The sequence below is a fragment of the Nocardia sp. NPDC050710 genome (genome assembly GCF_040654375.1).
GTDB lineage: Bacteria > Actinomycetota > Actinomycetes > Mycobacteriales > Mycobacteriaceae > Nocardia.
Map to the genome: position 1 here is coordinate 311,544 of NZ_JBFAHV010000003.1, position 18,705 is coordinate 330,248.

The window sequence follows — 18,705 nt, forward strand, 5'->3', positions numbered from 1 at the left end:
CCAGTCTCCGCACCCGAGCAAATGTCCTCAAGGACAGGTATCCCACAAATCCGGCCATACGCCACGGGTATGCCACCCGGCAGGCAGTCTGCGAGAAGTTCCCTCTACCCGGAAATGTCTTCCGCCCCGTTCATGCCGGTCGAGACGATCAGGGCGTCCGCCGCGCGCTGGATCTCGGGTAGCCGGGACGGGTCGGCGAGGAGTGCGATCAGGGCGAATTCGATGATTTCGGCGGGGGTGACGGCGTATTCGGGCAGGGCCTGAGCGTCGAAGAGCGACTGGACGAGCCGAGCGGCTGAGGTGGGGTTGAGGGGGCGGATATCGCCTTCGCGCCGTCCGGATTCGATCATGTCGATGACGACGCGGTCGAAGCGTTCGAGCAGATGTTGCTCCGCGGTGAATCGTTCGGACTGGAGTTCGGGGGTGGTGAGTATGGAGACCAGAACATAGGGGGAATCGCGGAGGTGTTCCAGGGATTCGCGCAGCCAGCGGTGGAGTCTGACGACGGCGGGGGCCGAGGTGGCCGCGAGTTCGCCCGCGAGTGCCAGGGGTCGTTCCAGGCCCAGCCGGACCAGGGCGGAGAGGATGTCGTCCTTGGCCGCGAAGTGTTTGTAGATGGCGGGCTGCTGAACCCCGATCGCGGCTGCGATATCGCGGGTGGAGGTGCCCGAGTAACCGCGGGCGGCGATGAGCTCGGCGGCCGTGCGCAGGATGCGTTCGGCCGCCGGGCTGCGTGTGATCTCCGCTGACATAGCGGTCAGGTTACCGCCGGGCTACAGCGTCCCCGGCCATTCGTCGCGCACCAGAGCGCGGGCCAGGTTCTGGTAGAACGCCAGCACCCCGGGCAGTTCCTTCGGACTGAGATGTCCGCGCGCGGCGAACCGGGAGGCGACACCACGCTGCACCGCTTCCAATCCCTTCCTGTCCTCGTCGTTGATCATCGCGGTCACGGCCTGCTGGGTGCGGGTCACCGTCTCCGAGGAACCATCGGCCGATTCGGGGCTGGTCAGCACCCCGCCGACCACCTGCACCGAATCAATGGTCAGCGGAATGAAACTCAGCCACACCACCTGGTCGCCGAGCCCCATGAAGGCGCCGACCGGGAACGACATCATCAGCATGCCATTGGCCTTCTGAATATCGTTCAGCGCCAGCGATTCCGGCTCCAGCGGCGCGACGAATGGAATGCGCGCGTGTAACACCCACGGCGAATACTGCCGGACGTACAGATCACCGCCGCCGGGCATGAAGGGCTCCAACGTTTCCCGGTGCAGCCCGATGACGTGGTAGTTCTCATGCCCGTTCTCCATTGCCAGCTTCCAGTTGGTGCGCCACACGTGCGACCACGAGTCGACCTGCACCATCTCGCCGAGCCGATATTCGGCGAAGTCGGCGGCGGCCGAATCCAGGTGCGGGACGATGGATTCGGCGTCCGCGTCCAGATTGACCCAGACGAATCCGCGCCATTCCCGCACGGCGAATCGCGGCAGTCCGCACTCCTCGGCACGGAAGTCCTTGTTGCCGCCCATATACGGCGCCCCGCGCAGTCGGCCGTCGAGGCCGTATTTCCACAGGTGATAGCTACATGTGAAGGCCTCGGTGTGTCCCGCGCCCGGTTCGACCAGCGGCATCAACCGATGTCGGCAGATCGGGGACAGGGCGTGCAATTGGTCGTGTCTGTCGCGAACCACGACCACCGATTCGTCGGCAATGGTGACAGCGACATAGTCACCCGCCCGCGCGAGTTGGTCGGTGTGCGCTACGAGGATCCAGGCGCGCCGAAAGATGCGCTCCCGCTCCAGTTCCCACAGTTCGGGCGAGGTGTAGGCGCGCGGTGGCAGGCTCAGCGCCGCGGGTGCGTCGCCGAGGTAGCCGCGCAGGTCGGCGAGGATTTCCTCGATGTCCGAGTTGGCGGGTACAGCCATGATCAACCTCCCGTTGCTCTTCGGGTTATCGAGCGATAACCCGCACGGTGAGGTTATCGTTCGATAACCGTCCCGGGCGTCCTCCTTTCGGAGGACCTACCGGCAACGCCGGATGCGGCCCACGCCGCCCGTTGTCGACTTCGGGCACCGTGGACCGCATCCGCTTTCGGCAAGAGCGATGGCGCTACGGTTGCGATGTCCGCAGGGCTTGCTCCACGAATCGCATGGTGTAGGTCCCGGACAGATCGATCCGATCGCGCACCGGTCGCACATTCTTCGAGTACTGCCCGAGGATGTTCAGCACATTCTGGGCGCCCTCGGGTTTCATCAACCCATCACCGTTGAACATCCCGATCGAGTCGCGGATGGATTGGATGTAGAGATCCTTGCCCGCACTCGCGTACTGCGAGGGCATCTGCGCGGCGATCTCCTCCGGCGTATGTGTGGTGATCCACCGCAGCGTCTGCACGAACGCCGCGGCCAGCTTGCCCACGATATCGGGGTGGGCATCGATGGTTGCGCAGCTCATATACAGCGACGACGCCGGATACAGGCCGCCGAGCGCCGCTCGGGTGCCCGCCTCGGTACGCATATCGGCCAGGATCTCGGCCTCACCGGAGTTGACCGCAGTTCGACGTCGATATCGTTGCGTTCGAAGAAGCCGAGTCGCTGGGTCAGACCGCGTCCACCGAAGGCGACACGGTGCGCGCGGCCATGGCCGCGGGTGCGCTGGCCTACCTGGTGAAGCCGTTCCCGCACACCATGCTCGCCGCACGGCTGGCCGGCTACGCCCGGTACCGGCGGATCCTCGGCGCCCCGAATATCGACAACGCCGTAGTAGAGGAGGCCCTGCGGGCGCTACGTCCGGCACCTGCGCCGAGTACCACGACCGTCACCGTTTCGTCCACCAAAGACCTTGTCCTGCATACGATCCTGGAGGCAACCGGTCCGCTGTCGGCGGGCGAGGTCGCCACCGCCATCGGCATCTCCCGTGCGACCGCCGGGCGCTACCTCGCCGCCCTCGTCGGCCAGGGCATCATCGACATGCGGCTGCGCTACGGCGCCACCGGCCGTCCCGAACAGGAGTACTCGGCGGCGCCGGCGACTGACCGCATCGCGATCCGCGGCGGCGCATCCGGCTACGTGGCGGGCTGCGCCCGCGCGATCGCGGCCTCCCCGTCCGGTCGCAGCACATCGGATTCGGCTCGACGCTGTTCCCGGAAGCCGGGGAGGTAGCGATCGACCAGGGGAATCATCAGCTGGATCAGGGGCCCGATGCCGAAGGCATAGACGAGGGTACCGATGCCGATGCTGCCGCCGAGGAACCAGCCGATGGTCAGAACTGTCACCTCGATCCCGGTGCGGATGAGTCGCACGGAGAGGCCGGTCCGGCGGACCAGGCCAGTCATCAGGCCATCGCGGGGGCCGGGGCCCATACCCGCGCCGATATAGAGGACGGTCGCGGCGGCGTTGAGGACCACCGCCAGACCCATCGCGCCGATGCGCAGCGCAAGCCCATGCAGTTCCGGGAGCAGCCAGAGTCCGGCGTCGACCGCGATGCCGATCACCACCACATTGCTGACCGTGCCCAGACCGGGGCCCTGCCGCAACGGAATCCAGCCGAGCAGTACAACCACGCCGGTCACCGCGGTCACCGCGCCGAAGCTGATCGGGACATGCACCGCCACGCCCTGATGGAAGACATCCCAGGGATCCAGCCCTAAGGCAGCCCGGATCATGACGGCCATGGAGAAGCCGTACATCCAGAGTCCGACGTAGAGCGCGGTCAGGCGACGAAGCAGCATTCGACCAGCATGTCGACGACTGGACCTCTAAAACAGATCCACTTGTCAATTACTGGACTGAACTCTCCGGGGCCGCAGTACGACCATCGCTATCGGTGCGCCGCCGCGGCGGAGCGCAGAGCGGCGCGCGCGGCCGCCACGGCCGGATGGTTGCCGGTGCCGCGGCGGTACGCCAGATGCGTCTTACGGGAGATGGGCAGGGACGACAGCACCACCTCGGCGGGCGGCGCCAACGCACCCAGCGCCGGAACCAACGCCACACCCTGGCCCGCGGCGACCAGGGCCAGCACGGTACTGAAGTCGTCGGCGTGATGCCGCACGCGCGGCGTGAAACCTGCCGCCTGGCAGGCTCGCACGGTCATGGTGTGACACAGCGTGCCGGGCGATCCGAGTATCCACGTCGAATCATCCTGCACCGCAAGTGTTTCGGCGGCCAGCGCGGCCAGGTAGACCGGTTCCTCCAGCAGTGGCTCGGTCTCGAGGGCCGGATCCGGTTCGGCGGGCACATAGTCGTACTCCTGCACCAGTGCGACATCGAGGGCTTCGGCGCGCAGGGCCGCCGGGGCCGTCGCCGGATCCAATTCGGTTACGCGAAGCTCCAAACCCGGATGGTCGCGGCTCAACGCCACCAGCGCCGGGGAGAGAATCGTGCGAACCGCGGTGGGGAATGCGCCGATTCGCAAGGTTCCCTCGAGTCGTGTCCCGACGGCAGCGAGATCTGCGGCCGCCTGTTCCAGAGCCGCGAGGATGGTCTCGGCGTGCTCTACCAACCGGAGCGCGGCGGGGGTCAGCGTGACCCGGCGACCGGTCCGTTCCAGGAGCGGCACCCCGGCTTCACGTTCCAGCGCGGCCAATTGCTGGGAGACCGCCGACGGCGTGTAGGACAACGCTTCGGCGACCGCCGCAATCGTCTCGCGGTGGGACAGTTCCCGGAGCAGCCGCAGCCTGCGTACATCGAGCATCAACTCAGCTTATGCTCAACCCTGGAAACGTTAAATAGACCTGACGCTTTCACGGCGGCAGGCTGGCGGTATGTCGCTCTCAGGTCTCTTCATCCCGCTGATCACCCCATTCACCGACGACGGTGCGCTGGCCACCGACGCACTGGAATCTCTGGCGCACAGTGCCCTCGACGCGGGCGCGGCCGGAATCGTCGCCCTCGGCACCACCGGCGAACCGGCGACCCTCACCCCGGACGAACGCCGCCGCGTGCTCGATATCTGCGCTCGTGTCTGCGCCGAACGCCGAGCCCAGCTCCTCGCGGGCGCGAGCTCGCACTCCACCGCCGATTCCGTCGAAACGCTCGCCGCCCTCGACCCGCGAATCACGGCTGCGCTCACGGTGGTTCCCTACTACACCCGGCCCTCCGAGGCGGGTGTAGTAGCGCACTTCCGCCATCTGGCCGCGAAAAGTCCGGTGCCGCTGATCATCTACCACGTGCCACACCGCACCGGCCGCATCCTCGGCTGCGGAACCCTGCGCGAACTCGCCGAAATCCCGAATGTCATCGGCTTCAAACACGCCGTCGGCGGTGTCGACGACACCACCGTCACCTTCCTCAGCGAGTGCGCGTCGGATACGGCGGTGCTGGCCGGGGACGATCTGCACGCCGCCGCGCTGCTCGCCCTCGGCGCCACCGGGGCCATCCTCGCCGCGGCCAATCTCGCCACCACCGCCTACGTCGAGCTGGTCGATGCCTGGCGTACCGGCCCGCTCGAGACGGCCCGCACTCTGGCGCATCGGCTCGCCCCGCTGTCCGCGGCCGTATTCGCCGAACCCAATCCCGTCGTCATCAAGGCGGTACTCGCCGCCGAGGGCCACATTCCCAGCCCCGCCGTGCGCCTGCCGCTGCTGCCCGCCGACGCGGCCTCGACCGCGGCGGCCCTGCGCGCGCTGAACGGAATCCGCGTCGCGGCACCGTGACCATCCCGATTCGCCGCACCAGCACTGCTCGGCGACCGGCGCGCCTTCGCACCGGAACGGACGCGCTGAGAATGCGCGGCGGTCGACCGGCCGACCCGCTACCGGATGCGAGATCCCGGCCGGGGCGCGGGCCGGTAGCGTCGGGGAGATGAGCAGCCTCGAGGTCGGCATCGTCGGGTACGGGCTCGCCGGGGCGGTGTTCCACGCACCACTGATCGCCGCGGAACCGCGAATGCGGGTGGCGGCGGTGGTCACCCGATCGGCCGAGCGGGCGGCGCAGGCCCGGCGGGAACATCCCGGGATGCGGGTGGTGCCCGACGCCGCGACCGGCAAGCTCGGCGCGGTACGGCGTTTCGAATCCCGCTTCGAGCGGTGGCGGCCGGTGCCCAAGGGCGGGTGGCGGGAGGTCGGGGCGGCGGAGGAGGGCGCGGGATTGCTCTACGACCTCGGCAGCCACCTGGTGGATCAGGCGCTCACGCTGTTCGGCCCGGTGCGCTCGGTGTACTGCGAACTGGATCGGCGCCGTGACGGCATTCAGACCGATGACGATGTATTCCTCGCGCTCACCCACACCGGCGGCGTGCGATCCCATCTGTGGGCCAGCGCGGTCGCGCCGCGACCGGGGCCGCGCTTCCGGGTACTCGGCTCGACGGCCGGATACGTCACCTACGGTCTCGACCCGCAGGAAGATACGCTGCGCGCGGGCCGTCGACCGTGCGACAGTTCGTGGGGCGCAGTCGAATCCGATCGCTGGGGCCTGCTCGGCGCGGAACCCGATCTCACGCCTCACCCCACCCTCTCGGGCGACTACCCGGCCTTCTACGCCGCGATGGCCGCCGCCATCCTCGACGGTGCCCCGGTCCCCGTCGACCCGCACGACGCCGTCACCACGACGCGGCTACTCGAAGCGGCCCGCCGATCCGCCGCGGACGCTCGAATCGTGAATACCTGAGCTCGCCGAATACGACCGGCGATCACCTCCCCCGCATCGCCGAGCGGTGCATCCTGGGATGGACGCCCGAGCGGGCTGGCGGATCGGCGGATAGGGTGCGGCGGTGGACAGAGCGGAACTGATCGATCGCGGCGCCTCCATCGCGGATCGACTCACAACAACCCAAGCGCCCCCGCCGTGGTGGCTGGTGGTCGCGACCGGGGTGGTGGCCCTGGTACTCGTCGGATATGGACCGCTGTGGCGGATCACCCGCAATGTGGTCACCATCGCCCACGAAGGCGGACATGCCCTGTTCGCGCTGCTCACCGGCCGTCGACTCAATAGCATCACCCTGCATTCGGATACGTCGGGTTTGACCGTCTCCAGCGGAAAGCCGTACGGCCTCGGCATGATTCTCACCGCCATGGCGGGATATCCGGCGCCCGCCTTGCTCGGTCTGGGTTTCGCCGCCCTACTCGGGGCCGAACGCATCACCCTGATGCTGTGGACCTCGATCGCACTGCTCGCCGCCGTACTCATCAAGGTCCGCAATATCTACGGCCTGTTCACGGTATTCGCCCTGGGCGCCATCATCTTCGCGGTCTCCTGGTTCGGAACCGACACCGTGCAGGCCGGTTTCGCCTTCCTCGGCGCCTGGTTCCTGCTGCTGGCGGGTACTCGCCCGGTCATCGAACTCCAGCGCGGCCGCAGCCGACGCCTGCGCAACACCCCCCAGAACGTCGACTCCGATGCCGACCAGCTGGCCCGGCTCACCCGTATCCCCGGCATCCTGTGGGTGCTGTTGTTCGGCGCGATCGCCGTAACCGCCCTGCTGGTCGGCGGCGGCCTCCTGCTGTCCGACGCGACCGGAGTCTGTATCCCGGTGATCTCGGGTGAATCCTGCCCGGTCCCGGACGCGTTCAATGGGTAGCGGCGGTTTCGGCGTCTCGGGACGGCGAATCGACCAACCGCGTGAGTCGATCGAGTAATTCGAGAAGTCCTGCCCGCCCGTCACCACGAACGGACAACTCGGTGAAGTACGGGTAGGCCAATTCGACCGCCACGTCCAGGAAGTCTGTGCCGCCGTAGTCGAGCCATCGGCGGATGACCTCGGCCACCGCTTCGGTGCCGAGTCCCTGCGCCACGTACGCCACATCGTACGGATCGACATCGTCATCCGTGGCCATCGCCGACAGTGCTTCGACCGCGGTCTCATGGTCCCCGGCCTTGCCGAGCATCCGGCATGCCATGACCCGAATCCGGCGTTCGGGATGTCCGAGGAGATCACGGAGTGCGGCGATCACGTCGTCTCCGCCGATACCCGCCAATGCCTCTGCGGCATACTCGACCACCCATGCCGAGCGATCCGACAACGCCCACTTCAGCACGGCTACGGCGATCGGCCCGCCGACGATCCCGAGCAATCGGCACGCGGACACCCGTACTCGGCTGTCACGATCGGTCAGCACAGTCCCGAGCACGGCCGAAACCCCGGCCGTGTCGCCCGCTCGCCGCTGTCCGGCCCAGTCCGGTGCAGCAGGCTCCTCCGACACATCCCGGTTCGCGACGCGGTCCCGGATGAGCGCGAGAACCTCCGAGCAGGCCAGTATCGTCAGCCGGTGCCAAGCCGCCACCCGTACATCCGAATCGATGTCGGGGTCGGCATACGCCATGGTCCAGAGGGTTTCCACGGCATCGAGCCCGGCTACCGATCCGAGCACCTCGACCGCGGCCTCCCGCACCGTGGGGTCCGGGTCCACGGTGGCCCCGCGCACCATCGTCGCGACCATCGGCCCCTCGAAACTCTCCAGCGCTCGCACCGTACACAACCGGGTGTCGCGATCAGGGTGGGCCAGCAGATTTCGTAGCTCCCCCACGCCGCCGATCACACCGAGCCGCTCGGCGGCGAATCGGCTTCCCGCTCCGAAGTGACCCGTCACGATGCCGCGCAACGCCGATACGGTAGCGGGCACCAGTTCTCGTTCGATGGCCCGCTGTGTCACCACGGACCGTATCTCCCAATCCGATTCCGACATGGCCGCGAGCAGGACCTCGTCACGTCCCACGTCGCCGATGTCGTCCAGACCCTCGATCGCCTGAAGTCGCACGTCGCGGTCCGGATCACCCAGTGCGGAGCGCAGTGGTTCCGCGACTTCCGGTCCGCCGAGTTTTCGCAGCGTCGCGCAGGCCTCCCATCGAACCCATTTGTCCGGATCGGTCGCGGCGACGGCGAGCGCCGCGACCACCGCCGGTCCGCCGATCCGGGCCAGCGCCGTCCCGGCACGTACGGTGACTTCGACATCGGCGTCGGTCACCTCGGGTTTGTCGGCGGTCGAAAGTGCCCGCATCAGCACATCCATCGCGATCGGGTCACCGATGCGACCCAATGCGTCGACCGCCAGTCGCCGCACCTGTGCGGGTCGAGACGGTGAGCCCGCCAACGCGATCGCGGTGTCGCGGAGTCGTTCGACGCAGCGGCGGTGCTGCGCGCGCTGGGCCGCGGTGAGCTCGGCGACCGCGGCGGCGCCGGTCGCGAGTGCGATATGCAATGGATCCGAGCGCATACCGGACAGCAAGCCCAATGTGGTCTCCGGTGCCAGACTCGCCGTGAGAAGCCATGTTTCGTGCCACTCCGGCGCCAGGTGGAGATGTTCGGCGGCGCACAGCTCGATCAACCGCGGATGTCTGGAGAGTTGTTCAGCGACAAGGTATTCCGCGAACGTGCGGTGTAGGAACAGATACGGCGGAGTTCGCCCGTGCTGGATATCGCCGTCCGGCACCAGGATCCCGGTCTCGACCGTCAGCACGCGCAACGTTTCCGCGACACCGAGATTGCGTGGCCGGTCGAGATCGGCGAGCACCCGTTCCAATGTTTCGGCGGGGATGCGATCCTGCCAGCCCCCCGGGTCGGTCGCGATGGCCAAGGCCAGCGGGCGCAATAACGCGAGCAACTCCTGCTCACGGGTAATGGGATCCCAGGACAGGCAGCGAGCCGCGGGCGGCTCGTCCGCGCGGTGCTCCTCCCGCAGAAAGCGGCGCAGGATGCGACCGTACAACTCGACGCGGGTCTGCGGCAACGGCTCGTCGGGATCGGCGCAGAGATGGCAGAGAAAGGCGAGTAGCAGCGGTATTCGGGCCATCTTGTCGACGGCGGGGTTGCGCAGCCGGTCCGCGAGTTGGGCACGGCGGTCCTGCGGCAGGTTCCAGGACGCGATATACGCGGTCGGGTCGTCGAGGGGCAGCAATTCCGCTTCGATCCGGTCCGCGGATGGCAATATGCCGGTGTGGTATCCCGAGATCCGGCATGTCACAACAACTTTCGCCTCTGGATTGACAAGGTTGTCGACCAGTGCGGTCACCGTATGGCGGCGCTCTTCCGGGGTTTCGTCGAGTGCGTCGAGCAGGAATACCGCGTGCTGATTGCTCCGGCAGTACTCCGACAGCCAGGCGCCGAACCGAGGGGATAGCGATACGCGCCGTCCGAGCGCGGCTACGGTGGCCGACTCCATATCGCGGATACCGGGCTCGGCGGCCAGCGCATCGCAGCGGACCAGCAGCGGCAGACGGACCTCGTCGATATCACCGGAGGTCAGATGCGTGCGTGCGGCGCGCAACATCCGGACCGCCGTGGTGCCCAGTAGCCAGGTCTTCCCCATTCCCGGATCGCCGAGCAGGACGATCCTCCGATGTCCCGCAATGAGTTCCGCGAAGCCGATCGGCGTACTTCCGGCCGCGCCCCGGCGGGCCGCCGGGGCGAGGTATACATCGTCGGGTCGCTGGGTTCGGTGCCGGACATGCAGCCGGGTCACCGCGCCGACATCGAGTTCTATCGGGTCGCGCCTGGGCGGCAGATAGGGCAGTCGCGCCAATGCGCCGACGAGTCTGGACTCCTCCCGCGCGCACCAGTTCAGCAATTCTTCGCGCAGCTGATCATCACCGCGATCGGATGGGTGCCGCCGGATGGCCGCGTGGTAGTCACGCCGCCACTGCGCCAGCGATCGGGGAATGTCGTCGCTGCCGCTCGGCACCCGGCGCAACAAGGTCTCGATCACCCATTCGAGGCTGTCGTCCCAGCCCCGAGGCATGGAGCGCCCGTTGAGCCAATCGCTGAGGGTCGCGTCGCTCACCCCGTGCCCGGCCCCATGACGCTCCAGTAGGCGCAGACTCGGCCTGCCCGCCGCCTCGTACAGCCGAACCAGCTGACGTTTGAACGCGATCCGCCGCCGCGAGGTGTCCGCCCTCACCGCGACGCCACCGTGGCGACCGGATCGATCCGGGTCGGAACCCGGTCGGAACACCGGAACATCGCCGCCGAGCAGGACATTCCACTACTGTACCGAGGCTTGGAGGTGGCGAAACCCATTGCGGATACGGCTCACTGATCGTGTTCGAACCACCGATACGAGGAGCCACGAATATGACCCAACTCGTCTGTCTCGCCGCGATCGCCGCGGCATGCTTCATCAGCTATCTCACTGTTTCGGCGGTGATCGTGCTCCGCACCGAGGACGCGACGGCCATCCGCCATCTGAATGACGGCGTCCGGGAGTTCCTGCACGCCGGCCGCAGGGTCAGGCCGGACGCCCCGCCCGTAGCGTCGCCACCGCGTCCTCGACCAGCTCGGACGGTGGGCGGGTCGCGTCAACGGTGACGCCGTTCTCGTCGGCGGTCAGGGGTTGGAGGTCGGCGAGTTGGGAGTCCAGCAGCGTCGAGGGCATGAAATGGCCGCGGCGGGTGGACATTCGGCGGGACAGTTCGGCGCGTTCGGCGGCGAGGTGCAGGAAGAAGGTGCCGGGGGCGGCGGCGCGCAGGCGGTCGCGGTAGGTGTGTTTCAGCGCCGAGCAGCTGACCACCCCGCCGGACTCGCGGTGGTCGGCGAGCCAGGCGGCGATGATATCGAGCCAGGGGGCGCGGTCGTCATCGGTCAACGGGGTGCCCGCCGCCATCTTCGCGATATTGGCCGCGGGATGGAATTCGTCGCCCTCGGCGTATCCGATATCGAGCGCCGCGGCGAGCTGCCTGCCGACCGTGGACTTCCCGCTCCCGGACACGCCCATGACGACGACGATCGGCTGTTCGGGCATCGGACACTCCTCGGCCGCTCGGCATCGGGCAGCCCGGCGGACCGGGCGATTCGACCCTAGCGCCGATACATCGGGCACGATAGATCCCATGAAATTGCGTATCTTCACCGAACCGCAGCAGGGCGCCGACTACGACACCCTGCTGACCGTTGCGAAGACCGCCGAGGAATTGGAGTTCGACGCCTTCTTCCGCTCGGACCACTACCTCGCCATGGGCGATTCCGACGGACTACCGGGACCGACCGATGCTTGGATTACGCTGGCGGGCCTGGCCAGGGAGACCAAGCGGATCCGTCTCGGCACACTGGTGACCGCGGCCACCTTCCGGCTACCGGGGCCGCTGGCAATTCAGGTCGCGCAGGTGGATCAGATGTCCGGCGGTCGCGTCGAACTCGGCCTCGGCAGCGGCTGGTTCGCCGAGGAGCACGCGGCCTACGGCATCCCGTATCCCTCGGACAAATTCGACCGCTTCGAGGAACAGTTGGCGATCATCACCGGACTGTGGTCGACCAAACTCGGCGACACCTTCGATTTCGCAGGCAAGCACTACCAGCTGACCGACTCCCCCGCGCTTCCCAAGCCGGTGCAGGATCCGATTCCGCTGCTGATCGGCGGCCTGGGCGCCACCCGCACCCCGCGCCTGGCCGCCCGGTACGCGACCGAGTTCAATATGCCGTTCTCCGCACTCGAGGACTCCGCCCGCCAATTCGACCGTGTGCGCGCCGCGGCCGAGAAGGACGGACGCCGAGCCGACGACCTCGTCTACTCCAATGCCCTGGTGGTCTGTGTCGGCGGCAGCGACGCCGAGGTCGCCCGCCGGGCCGCGTCGATCGGGCGTGAAGTCGACGAGTTGAGGACCAACGGACTCGCCGGATCTCCCGCCGAGGTGGTCGACAAGATCGGCCGATACGCCGAGATCGGCACGAGCCGGATCTACTTGCAGATCCTGGACCTCCAGGATCTCGCCCATCTCGAACTGATTGCCGCCCAGGTGCAGTCGCAGCTCTGAACGGTTCACCGGGGCCGGTGACCCGTATCCGGCCCGTCACGCCGTTCTCCCTCGCGCGCGGAGGCCGACCCGGGGACTCGGGTCACCACCGCGCTGGGTGGGCCGCGGGCGGGTCGGTAGCCTTTCCGATGTGCAACCGCTTGGCATGGACGATCCGCGACGGATCGGCGACTACCGGCTCCTCGGCGTGCTCGGCGCGGGCGGGATGGGCCGGGTGTACCTGGGCCGCAATGCCGGCGGTCGCACGGTCGCGGTCAAGGTGATCCGGCCCGACCTGATCGGGGACGGCGAGTTCCGGGCCCGTTTCCGGCGCGAAGTGACCGCGGCGCGGCGGGTCGGCGGGCAGTTCACCGCACCGGTGCTCGACGCCGATGTGGATGCGAACCCACCCTGGTTGGCGACCGGCTATGTGGCCGGGTTCTCCCTGACCGACGCCGTGGAGCGGTTCGGAACCTTCACCGAGGACGCGCTGCTGGTGCTGGCGCGCGGACTGGCCGAGGCGCTGGCCGCGATCCACGCGGCCGGGGTGGTGCACCGCGACCTGAAGCCGTCCAATGTGCTGCTCGCGCTGGACGGGCCGAAGGTGATCGACTTCGGTATCGCCCGCGCGGTCGAGGACACCGCGCTGACCACCACCGGGAAGGTCATCGGCTCACCGGGTTTCATGTGCCCGGAGCAGGTCACCGGCGAACCGGTGGTACCCGCCAGCGATATCTTCGCGCTCGGCGGGGTGCTGGTCTTCGCGGCGACCGGACAGGGACCTTTCGGGGTCGGTGAAACCGTCCACATGCTGTGGCGGGTGGTGTACGAGGAGCCGCGGCTGGCGGCGGTGCCGGAGCGAGTGCGGCCGCTCATCGCCGCCTGCCTGGCCAAGGATGCGCGGGAACGTCCGACTCCGCGGCAGTTGCTCGATCAGTTGGCCGAACTCGGCGTGCCGGAGCGCGGTGGATGGTTGCCCACGCCGGTGCTGGAGGAGGTGAGCAGGCGGGCGGTACAACTGCTCGACCTGGACTCCGGGCCGCATGACCTGCCCGAGCACATCGGAACACCCACTGCCACAACGGGTTCGGTGCCGCATACGCCGCCGCCCACCTCGGCACCGCATTACCCGACCATGCCCGGTTACCCGGGGTCACCCGGCCGGGCTCCCGGAGTATCGGAGCAGACGAGCGGCCACGCGCACTCCGGGTGGCAACCCGTTTCCGGCTTCGGACCGGGATCGCCTCAGCCGAACGCGTCCGTGAGCGGACCGACTCGCGCATGGCAGACCCCGGGCTCGACACCGCCGCCCGATATGCCATCGCACGGCAGGCCCCAGCCGGGTTGGCCGCCCGGTGCGGGGTCGGAACCCGCGGCCTTCGCCGGAACCCATACGCCCACACCGCCCCCGAAGAATCGCACCCGGGTGGCATTGCTGGCCGGACTGGCGGTCACCGCGATCGTCGTGGCCATCGCGGCGTTCTTCGTCGGCTCGCAGCTGCGGGGCAGCTCGACCGGTGACACCGGAGGAAAGGCCGGTGAGACCGCCGCCAGTGCGTCCGCGGGCGGCCCAGCGGCCACCTCGAAACCGATATCGACCGGTACCACCACCCCGGAACCAACGTCGACCGGTACCGCCGCCTCGGGCACGTCCGTACCGAAAGCCTTTGTCGGCGAATGGCGCGGAACGGCCAATGACGGACTGGTCTCCTTCGATATTCAGCTGACGATTCGCGAAGGCAAGGTCGGCGAGGAGGTCGCTACATCATCGAATACCGGCAAGCTGTCGGGTTCGCGCTGCGCGCGCATCGAGAAGCTGACCGCCGCGACCGACACGCGGATCACCTTCCAGGCCCGATTGGACAGCGCCAACAGCAGCGGCACCGATTGCACCGATGACGGCGCGGTATCGACGGTTACGTTGCAGGGCGACGGCGCGGTCGTCTACAGCACGCCGGGCCTGTTCGGCGGCACCATCAGCGGCACGCTGCGCAAGAGCTAGCGGCCCCCTGTCCGCGGGTCGCGATCATCTCGGATAGGCTCTGCGCGTCTCAGACGATTCCGGACACCGTCGTCCACTCTCTCGGCAACCGCCGGACGACCCGAACAGTGCACACGGAGCCGCAATGATGAACGCCTGCCACCGATTCCGGCATGGTCACACCGCCCTTCCCCCAGCCGTCGCGCGACCGATCACGGTGCTGACCGCGCTCGTCGCCATACTGGCCACGGTCACCCTCGGCTCGCCGACCCGCGCGCACGCCGGGTCCGTCGAACAGGCCTGCGGAACCCCGCTCAGCGCGGCGGAAGTTGATTCGATCGGCAGGTTATCCGATACCGCCGCCCTCACCGGTTCCGCGCTACAGCGGCTCGAGCAAGCCGTCGAACAGCATCGGCAGATCACCGAAATCCTTGTGCGACATCGGGATCGACGCGGATTACTCGCGCTCGGCCTGAATGAGGTCGAACAGGCCGCGGTCATGCCGCTACAGCGCGATCCCGCCGCCTTCGACGATCCCGAGTGGGCGCATCTGATCAGCCTGGACCTGCTCTCGCGCTTCCTCGACAGTGTGCACGGTGAATTCACCGGCGCGCCGGTCCCGGCGCACTGGGCGCGTTACTTCGAACTCACCCGGCAGTGCGAGTTGTCCGCGGCCCGGGTCGCAATGGCCGGGTACAACGCACATTTGAGCGTCGACCTCTCGTATTCCGTTGCCGCCGTGCGGGGTACGCCCGCGAATGCGCCCGACTACTTCAAGATCGTCGACGCGATCGCGCGGCAGGGCGAGCTGATCGTCACCTCGACCAAGGAGATCTACGGCGGCGACCTCGGACCCCTGTGGCGGTTCTACTTCCTCGGCGAGGGTCTCGACGCCGTTCTCGGCGAAGGTGTCGGCACCGGCCAACTGTTGCGACTCGCCGACGCGGGCGCGAATGTCGTCATCTTCACCAATGGTCTCGCACTCCAGGACCCGGCGCTCGCCCCCGCCGTCAGGCTGGAGATCGACGCACTGTGGCGCAGCGCCGACGTCGCGTTCGAGGTGCTCACCCGGCTCGGCGGGCTGTAATCCGAGCGGTCGCGGCTATCGTCGGGAGGAGGCACATCCGACCGGATGGAGGCGACCGATATGGCGATGAGCGCGGCCAACCACAGCGCCACTGCCCGCACCCACGGCCGGGCCCGGGACCTGACCGGGGCCCGGCGGTATATCTCGTACCGCGGGGCGATCGCCCGAACAGCTGTCGCGGTGCTGTTGGCCACCGCACTGTCGAGTTGTGCGGGCGAGGACGCGCCGCAGGCTCCCTCGGCATCGACTGTCAGCAGCACCGCACCGAGTGCGCCGACCGGCAGTCCCGATCTCGGGGCGGGTGAGGAGATCGCCCGCGATATCGACGTTCCCTGGGGCCTGGCATTCCTCCCGGACGGCGCCGCGTTGGTCGCGGAGCGGGATACCGGCCGCATCCTGCGGATCACACCGGGACGCGCACCGGAACCGGTGTACGAAGTTCCCGGGGTGGTGGCGCGCGGCGAGGGCGGCCTGCTCGGACTCGCCGTCTCCCCCGATTACGCCGAAAACCGCTACGTGTACGCCTATTTCACCGCTGCCGACGACAATCGCATCGTCCGATTCCGGCTCGACGGGCCGCCGGAACCGGTCTTCCAGGGAATCGCCAAGGCGGGCAACCACAATGGCGGCCGCATCGCCTTCGGCCCCGACGGCATGCTCTATGTCGGCACCGGTGACGCCGCGCAGGGTGACCGCTCCCAGGATCCCGGTTCCCCCAACGGCAAGATCCTTCGCCTGACGCCCGAAGGCCGACCGGCGCCGGGCAATCCGACCCCGGACTCACCCGTCTACAGCCTCGGTCACCGCAATGTGCAGGGCCTGGCCTGGGATCGCGACGGCCGCCTGTTCGCCGCCGAATTCGGTCAGAACCGGCTCGATGAAATCAACCTGATCACGCCCGGCGCCAACTACGGCTGGCCCGAGGTGGAAGGCACGGGCGGCGCCACCCGCGGCTATACCGAACCCGCGCTGACCTGGTCCACCGCGGAGGCCTCCCCCTCCGGGATCGCGATCGCGGGCGACACCTTGTATGTTGCCGCACTGCGCGGCGAACGTCTCTGGATCGCAACGCTGTCCGGCGAATCCGTCAACGACCCCCGAGACCTGTTCCGGAACACCTACGGGCGCTTGCGCACCGTAGCGGTGGCGCCGGACGGCGCGCTGTGGCTCACCACGTCGAATACCGACGGACGCGGCGATATCCGCGACGGCGACGACCGCATCCTGCGTTTTCCGGCGCGGTGATCATCACGGGTCAGCCGAGGATCGGCGAACCGGATGCACTCCGGCCCGCTGTCGACCGGTAGCTATTGGTTGTCTCGCATGGGAATTCGGAGGCCGCGCTCCGTCGCGATCGCGACGGCGCGGTCGTAGCCCGCGTCCACGTGCCGGATGACGCCCATCCCCGGATCATTGGTGAGCACCCGCTCGATTTTCTGCCCGGCCAGCGAAGTGCCATCGGCGACGCACACCTGGCCCGCGTGAATGGATCGGCCCATACCGACGCCGCCGCCGTGGTGGATGGAGACCCAACTGGCGCCGGAAGCGGTATTGACCAGCGCGTTGAGCAGCGGCCAGTCGGCGATGGCGTCGGAACCGTCGGCCATCGCCTCGGTTTCGCGATACGGCGAGGCGACACTGCCCGCGTCCAGGTGGTCGCGACCGATCACCACCGGCGCCCGCAGCTCCCCGCTCGCCACCATCTCGTTGAAGCGCAAACCCGCCCGATCGCGTTCGCCATAGCCGAGCCAGCAGATGCGCGCCGGGAGTCCTTGGAAGGCAACGCGTTCACCGGCCAGCCTTATCCAACGCGCCAAGGATTCATTGCCGGGGAACAACTCCAGGATCGCGCGGTCGGTGGCGGCGATATCGGCAGGGTCTCCGGAGAGCGCAGCCCAGCGGAACGGACCCCTGCCCTCGCAGAACAGCGGGCGAATATAGGCGGGGACGAATCCCGGATAGTCGAATGCCCGTGCGCAACCGCCCAGTTGGGCTTCGCCGCGCAGCGAGTTGCCGTAATCGAATACCTCGGCACCACGGTCGAGGAAGCCCAGCATCGCGTCGACGTGATCGGCCATGGATTCCCTGGCGCGATCGGTGAATTCGTCCGGCTTCCGCGCGGCATAGTCGGTCCAGTCCTCGACGGCGACCCCGCGCGGCAGATAGGACAGCGGGTCGTGGGCGGAGGTCTGGTCGGTGACGATATCGGCCTCCAGTCCCGCCGCCAACAATCGCGGCAGCGCCTCGGCCGCATTGCCGATGAGGCCGACCGATAAGGCCGCACGCCGCTGCCGCGCCGCGCCGACCCTGTGCATCGCATCCTCGAGGTCGGTGGCGATCGCGTCCAGGTAGCCGTCGCGCACCCGGCGTTGCGCACGGGCCGGATCGCATTCGACGACCAGCGCCACACCGCCGTTCATGGTGACGGCCAGTGGCTGCGCGCCGCCCATACCGCCCAACCCCGCCGTCACGGTGAGCGTGCCCGCCAGCGTGCCTCCGAAACGTTTCGCCGCGATGGCCGCGAAGGTCTCGTAGGTGCCTTGCAGAATGCCCTGCGTGCCGATGTAGATCCACGAGCCCGCCGTCATCTGGCCGTACATGGTCAGCCCGAGCGCCTCCAGCCTGCGGAACTCCGGCCAATTCGCCCAATCCCCCACCAGATTCGAATTGGCGATGAGCACCCGCGGCGCCCACTCGTGTGTCCGGAATACCCCCACCGGCTTCCCGGACTGCACCAGCAAGGTCTCATCGGCCGCCAGCGTGGTCAGCGTCCGCGTGATCGCATCGAAGCTCGCCCAATTCCGCGCCGCCTTCCCGGTGCCGCCGTAGACCACCAGCTCCTGCGGCCGCTCGGCCACCTCGGGATCCACATTGTTGTGCAGCATCCGCAACGCGGCCTCGGTCTGCCAATTCCGTGCCGTAAGCCGTGTTCCCCGGGCCGCCCGCACCATCCGGCTCATCCCGACACCGCCGAATTACCT

Annotated in this window: 16 protein-coding genes; 8 read left to right on the plus strand and 8 right to left on the minus strand. The window is 68.1% G+C overall.

Annotated elements, in window-relative coordinates; translation table 11 throughout:
• Positions 1-104: 104 nt before the first annotated feature.
• The 3 genes from AB0H61_RS09315 to AB0H61_RS09325 all read right to left on the minus strand — a co-directional run bounded on the left by AB0H61_RS09315 (position 105) and on the right by AB0H61_RS09325 (position 2,517).
• Positions 105-752, minus strand: a complete 648-nt coding sequence (locus tag AB0H61_RS09315; RefSeq protein ID WP_357301016.1) for a helix-turn-helix domain-containing protein — start codon at positions 750-752, stop codon at positions 105-107.
• A gap of 21 nt (positions 753-773) precedes the next feature.
• On the minus strand, positions 774-1,925 hold the full coding sequence (locus AB0H61_RS09320) for an aromatic ring-hydroxylating dioxygenase subunit alpha (protein WP_357301018.1): 1,152 nt from the start codon (positions 1,923-1,925) through the stop codon (positions 774-776).
• A 184-nt stretch (positions 1,926-2,109) separates the two neighbouring features.
• Positions 2,110-2,517 (minus strand): hypothetical protein, encoded by a 408-nt coding sequence (locus AB0H61_RS09325; protein WP_357301019.1) that lies wholly within the window; start codon positions 2,515-2,517, stop codon positions 2,110-2,112.
• Positions 2,518-2,627: 110 nt separating this feature from the next.
• Here AB0H61_RS09325 and AB0H61_RS09330 point away from each other — a divergent pair, with 110 nt between their 5' ends.
• On the plus strand, positions 2,628-3,161 hold the full coding sequence (locus AB0H61_RS09330) for a helix-turn-helix domain-containing protein (protein ID WP_357301021.1): 534 nt from the start codon (positions 2,628-2,630) through the stop codon (positions 3,159-3,161).
• Here AB0H61_RS09330 and AB0H61_RS09335 read toward each other — a convergent pair.
• On the minus strand, positions 3,065-3,730 hold the full coding sequence (locus tag AB0H61_RS09335) for a hypothetical protein (RefSeq protein WP_357301022.1): 666 nt from the start codon (positions 3,728-3,730) through the stop codon (positions 3,065-3,067). The genes AB0H61_RS09330 and AB0H61_RS09335 overlap by 97 nt on opposite strands.
• A gap of 89 nt (positions 3,731-3,819) precedes the next feature.
• Positions 3,820-4,692, minus strand: a complete 873-nt coding sequence (locus AB0H61_RS09340; RefSeq protein ID WP_357301024.1) for a LysR substrate-binding domain-containing protein — start codon at positions 4,690-4,692, stop codon at positions 3,820-3,822.
• A 70-nt stretch (positions 4,693-4,762) separates the two neighbouring features.
• Here AB0H61_RS09340 and dapA point away from each other — a divergent pair, with 70 nt between their 5' ends.
• The 3 genes from dapA (at position 4,763) to AB0H61_RS09355 (ending at position 7,515) form a co-directional block, all read left to right on the plus strand.
• On the plus strand, positions 4,763-5,653 hold the full coding sequence (gene dapA, locus AB0H61_RS09345; protein ID WP_357301025.1) for a 4-hydroxy-tetrahydrodipicolinate synthase: 891 nt from the start codon (positions 4,763-4,765) through the stop codon (positions 5,651-5,653).
• A gap of 148 nt (positions 5,654-5,801) precedes the next feature.
• Positions 5,802-6,605, plus strand: a complete 804-nt coding sequence (locus AB0H61_RS09350; protein WP_357301026.1) for a Gfo/Idh/MocA family oxidoreductase — start codon at positions 5,802-5,804, stop codon at positions 6,603-6,605.
• A gap of 103 nt (positions 6,606-6,708) precedes the next feature.
• Positions 6,709-7,515 carry a M50 family metallopeptidase gene (locus AB0H61_RS09355; protein WP_357301028.1) on the plus strand — a complete coding sequence of 269 codons (807 nt, stop codon included), beginning with the start codon at positions 6,709-6,711 and terminating at the stop codon, positions 7,513-7,515.
• Here AB0H61_RS09355 and AB0H61_RS09360 read toward each other — a convergent pair.
• Together AB0H61_RS09360 and AB0H61_RS09365 are read right to left on the minus strand one after the other, a co-directional pair.
• Positions 7,505-10,828 (minus strand): HEAT repeat domain-containing protein, encoded by a 3,324-nt coding sequence (locus AB0H61_RS09360; RefSeq protein ID WP_357301029.1) that lies wholly within the window; start codon positions 10,826-10,828, stop codon positions 7,505-7,507. The genes AB0H61_RS09355 and AB0H61_RS09360 overlap by 11 nt on opposite strands.
• Before the next feature lie 327 nt (positions 10,829-11,155).
• Complete coding sequence (locus AB0H61_RS09365) at positions 11,156-11,668, minus strand: gluconokinase (protein ID WP_357301031.1); 513 nt, start codon at positions 11,666-11,668, stop codon at positions 11,156-11,158.
• 88 nt (positions 11,669-11,756) lie between these two features.
• Here AB0H61_RS09365 and AB0H61_RS09370 point away from each other — a divergent pair, with 88 nt between their 5' ends.
• From AB0H61_RS09370 to AB0H61_RS09385, 4 genes are all read left to right on the plus strand, one after another.
• Complete coding sequence (locus tag AB0H61_RS09370; RefSeq protein ID WP_357301033.1) at positions 11,757-12,677, plus strand: LLM class F420-dependent oxidoreductase; 921 nt, start codon at positions 11,757-11,759, stop codon at positions 12,675-12,677.
• A 130-nt stretch (positions 12,678-12,807) separates the two neighbouring features.
• Positions 12,808-14,658 (plus strand): protein kinase, encoded by a 1,851-nt coding sequence (locus AB0H61_RS09375; protein ID WP_357301035.1) that lies wholly within the window; start codon positions 12,808-12,810, stop codon positions 14,656-14,658.
• Positions 14,659-14,782: 124 nt separating this feature from the next.
• Positions 14,783-15,724, plus strand: a complete 942-nt coding sequence (locus AB0H61_RS09380; RefSeq protein ID WP_357301037.1) for a DUF5995 family protein — start codon at positions 14,783-14,785, stop codon at positions 15,722-15,724.
• 45 nt (positions 15,725-15,769) lie between these two features.
• The gene (locus AB0H61_RS09385; RefSeq protein ID WP_357301039.1) at positions 15,770-16,969 is read left to right on the plus strand and encodes a PQQ-dependent sugar dehydrogenase; all 1,200 of its coding nucleotides are present in this window, start codon (positions 15,770-15,772) and stop codon (positions 16,967-16,969) included.
• A gap of 62 nt (positions 16,970-17,031) precedes the next feature.
• Here AB0H61_RS09385 and hutU read toward each other — a convergent pair whose 3' ends face one another.
• Positions 17,032-18,684 carry a urocanate hydratase gene (hutU, locus tag AB0H61_RS09390; RefSeq protein ID WP_357301040.1) on the minus strand — a complete coding sequence of 551 codons (1,653 nt, stop codon included), beginning with the start codon at positions 18,682-18,684 and terminating at the stop codon, positions 17,032-17,034.
• Positions 18,685-18,705 lie beyond the last annotated feature (21 nt).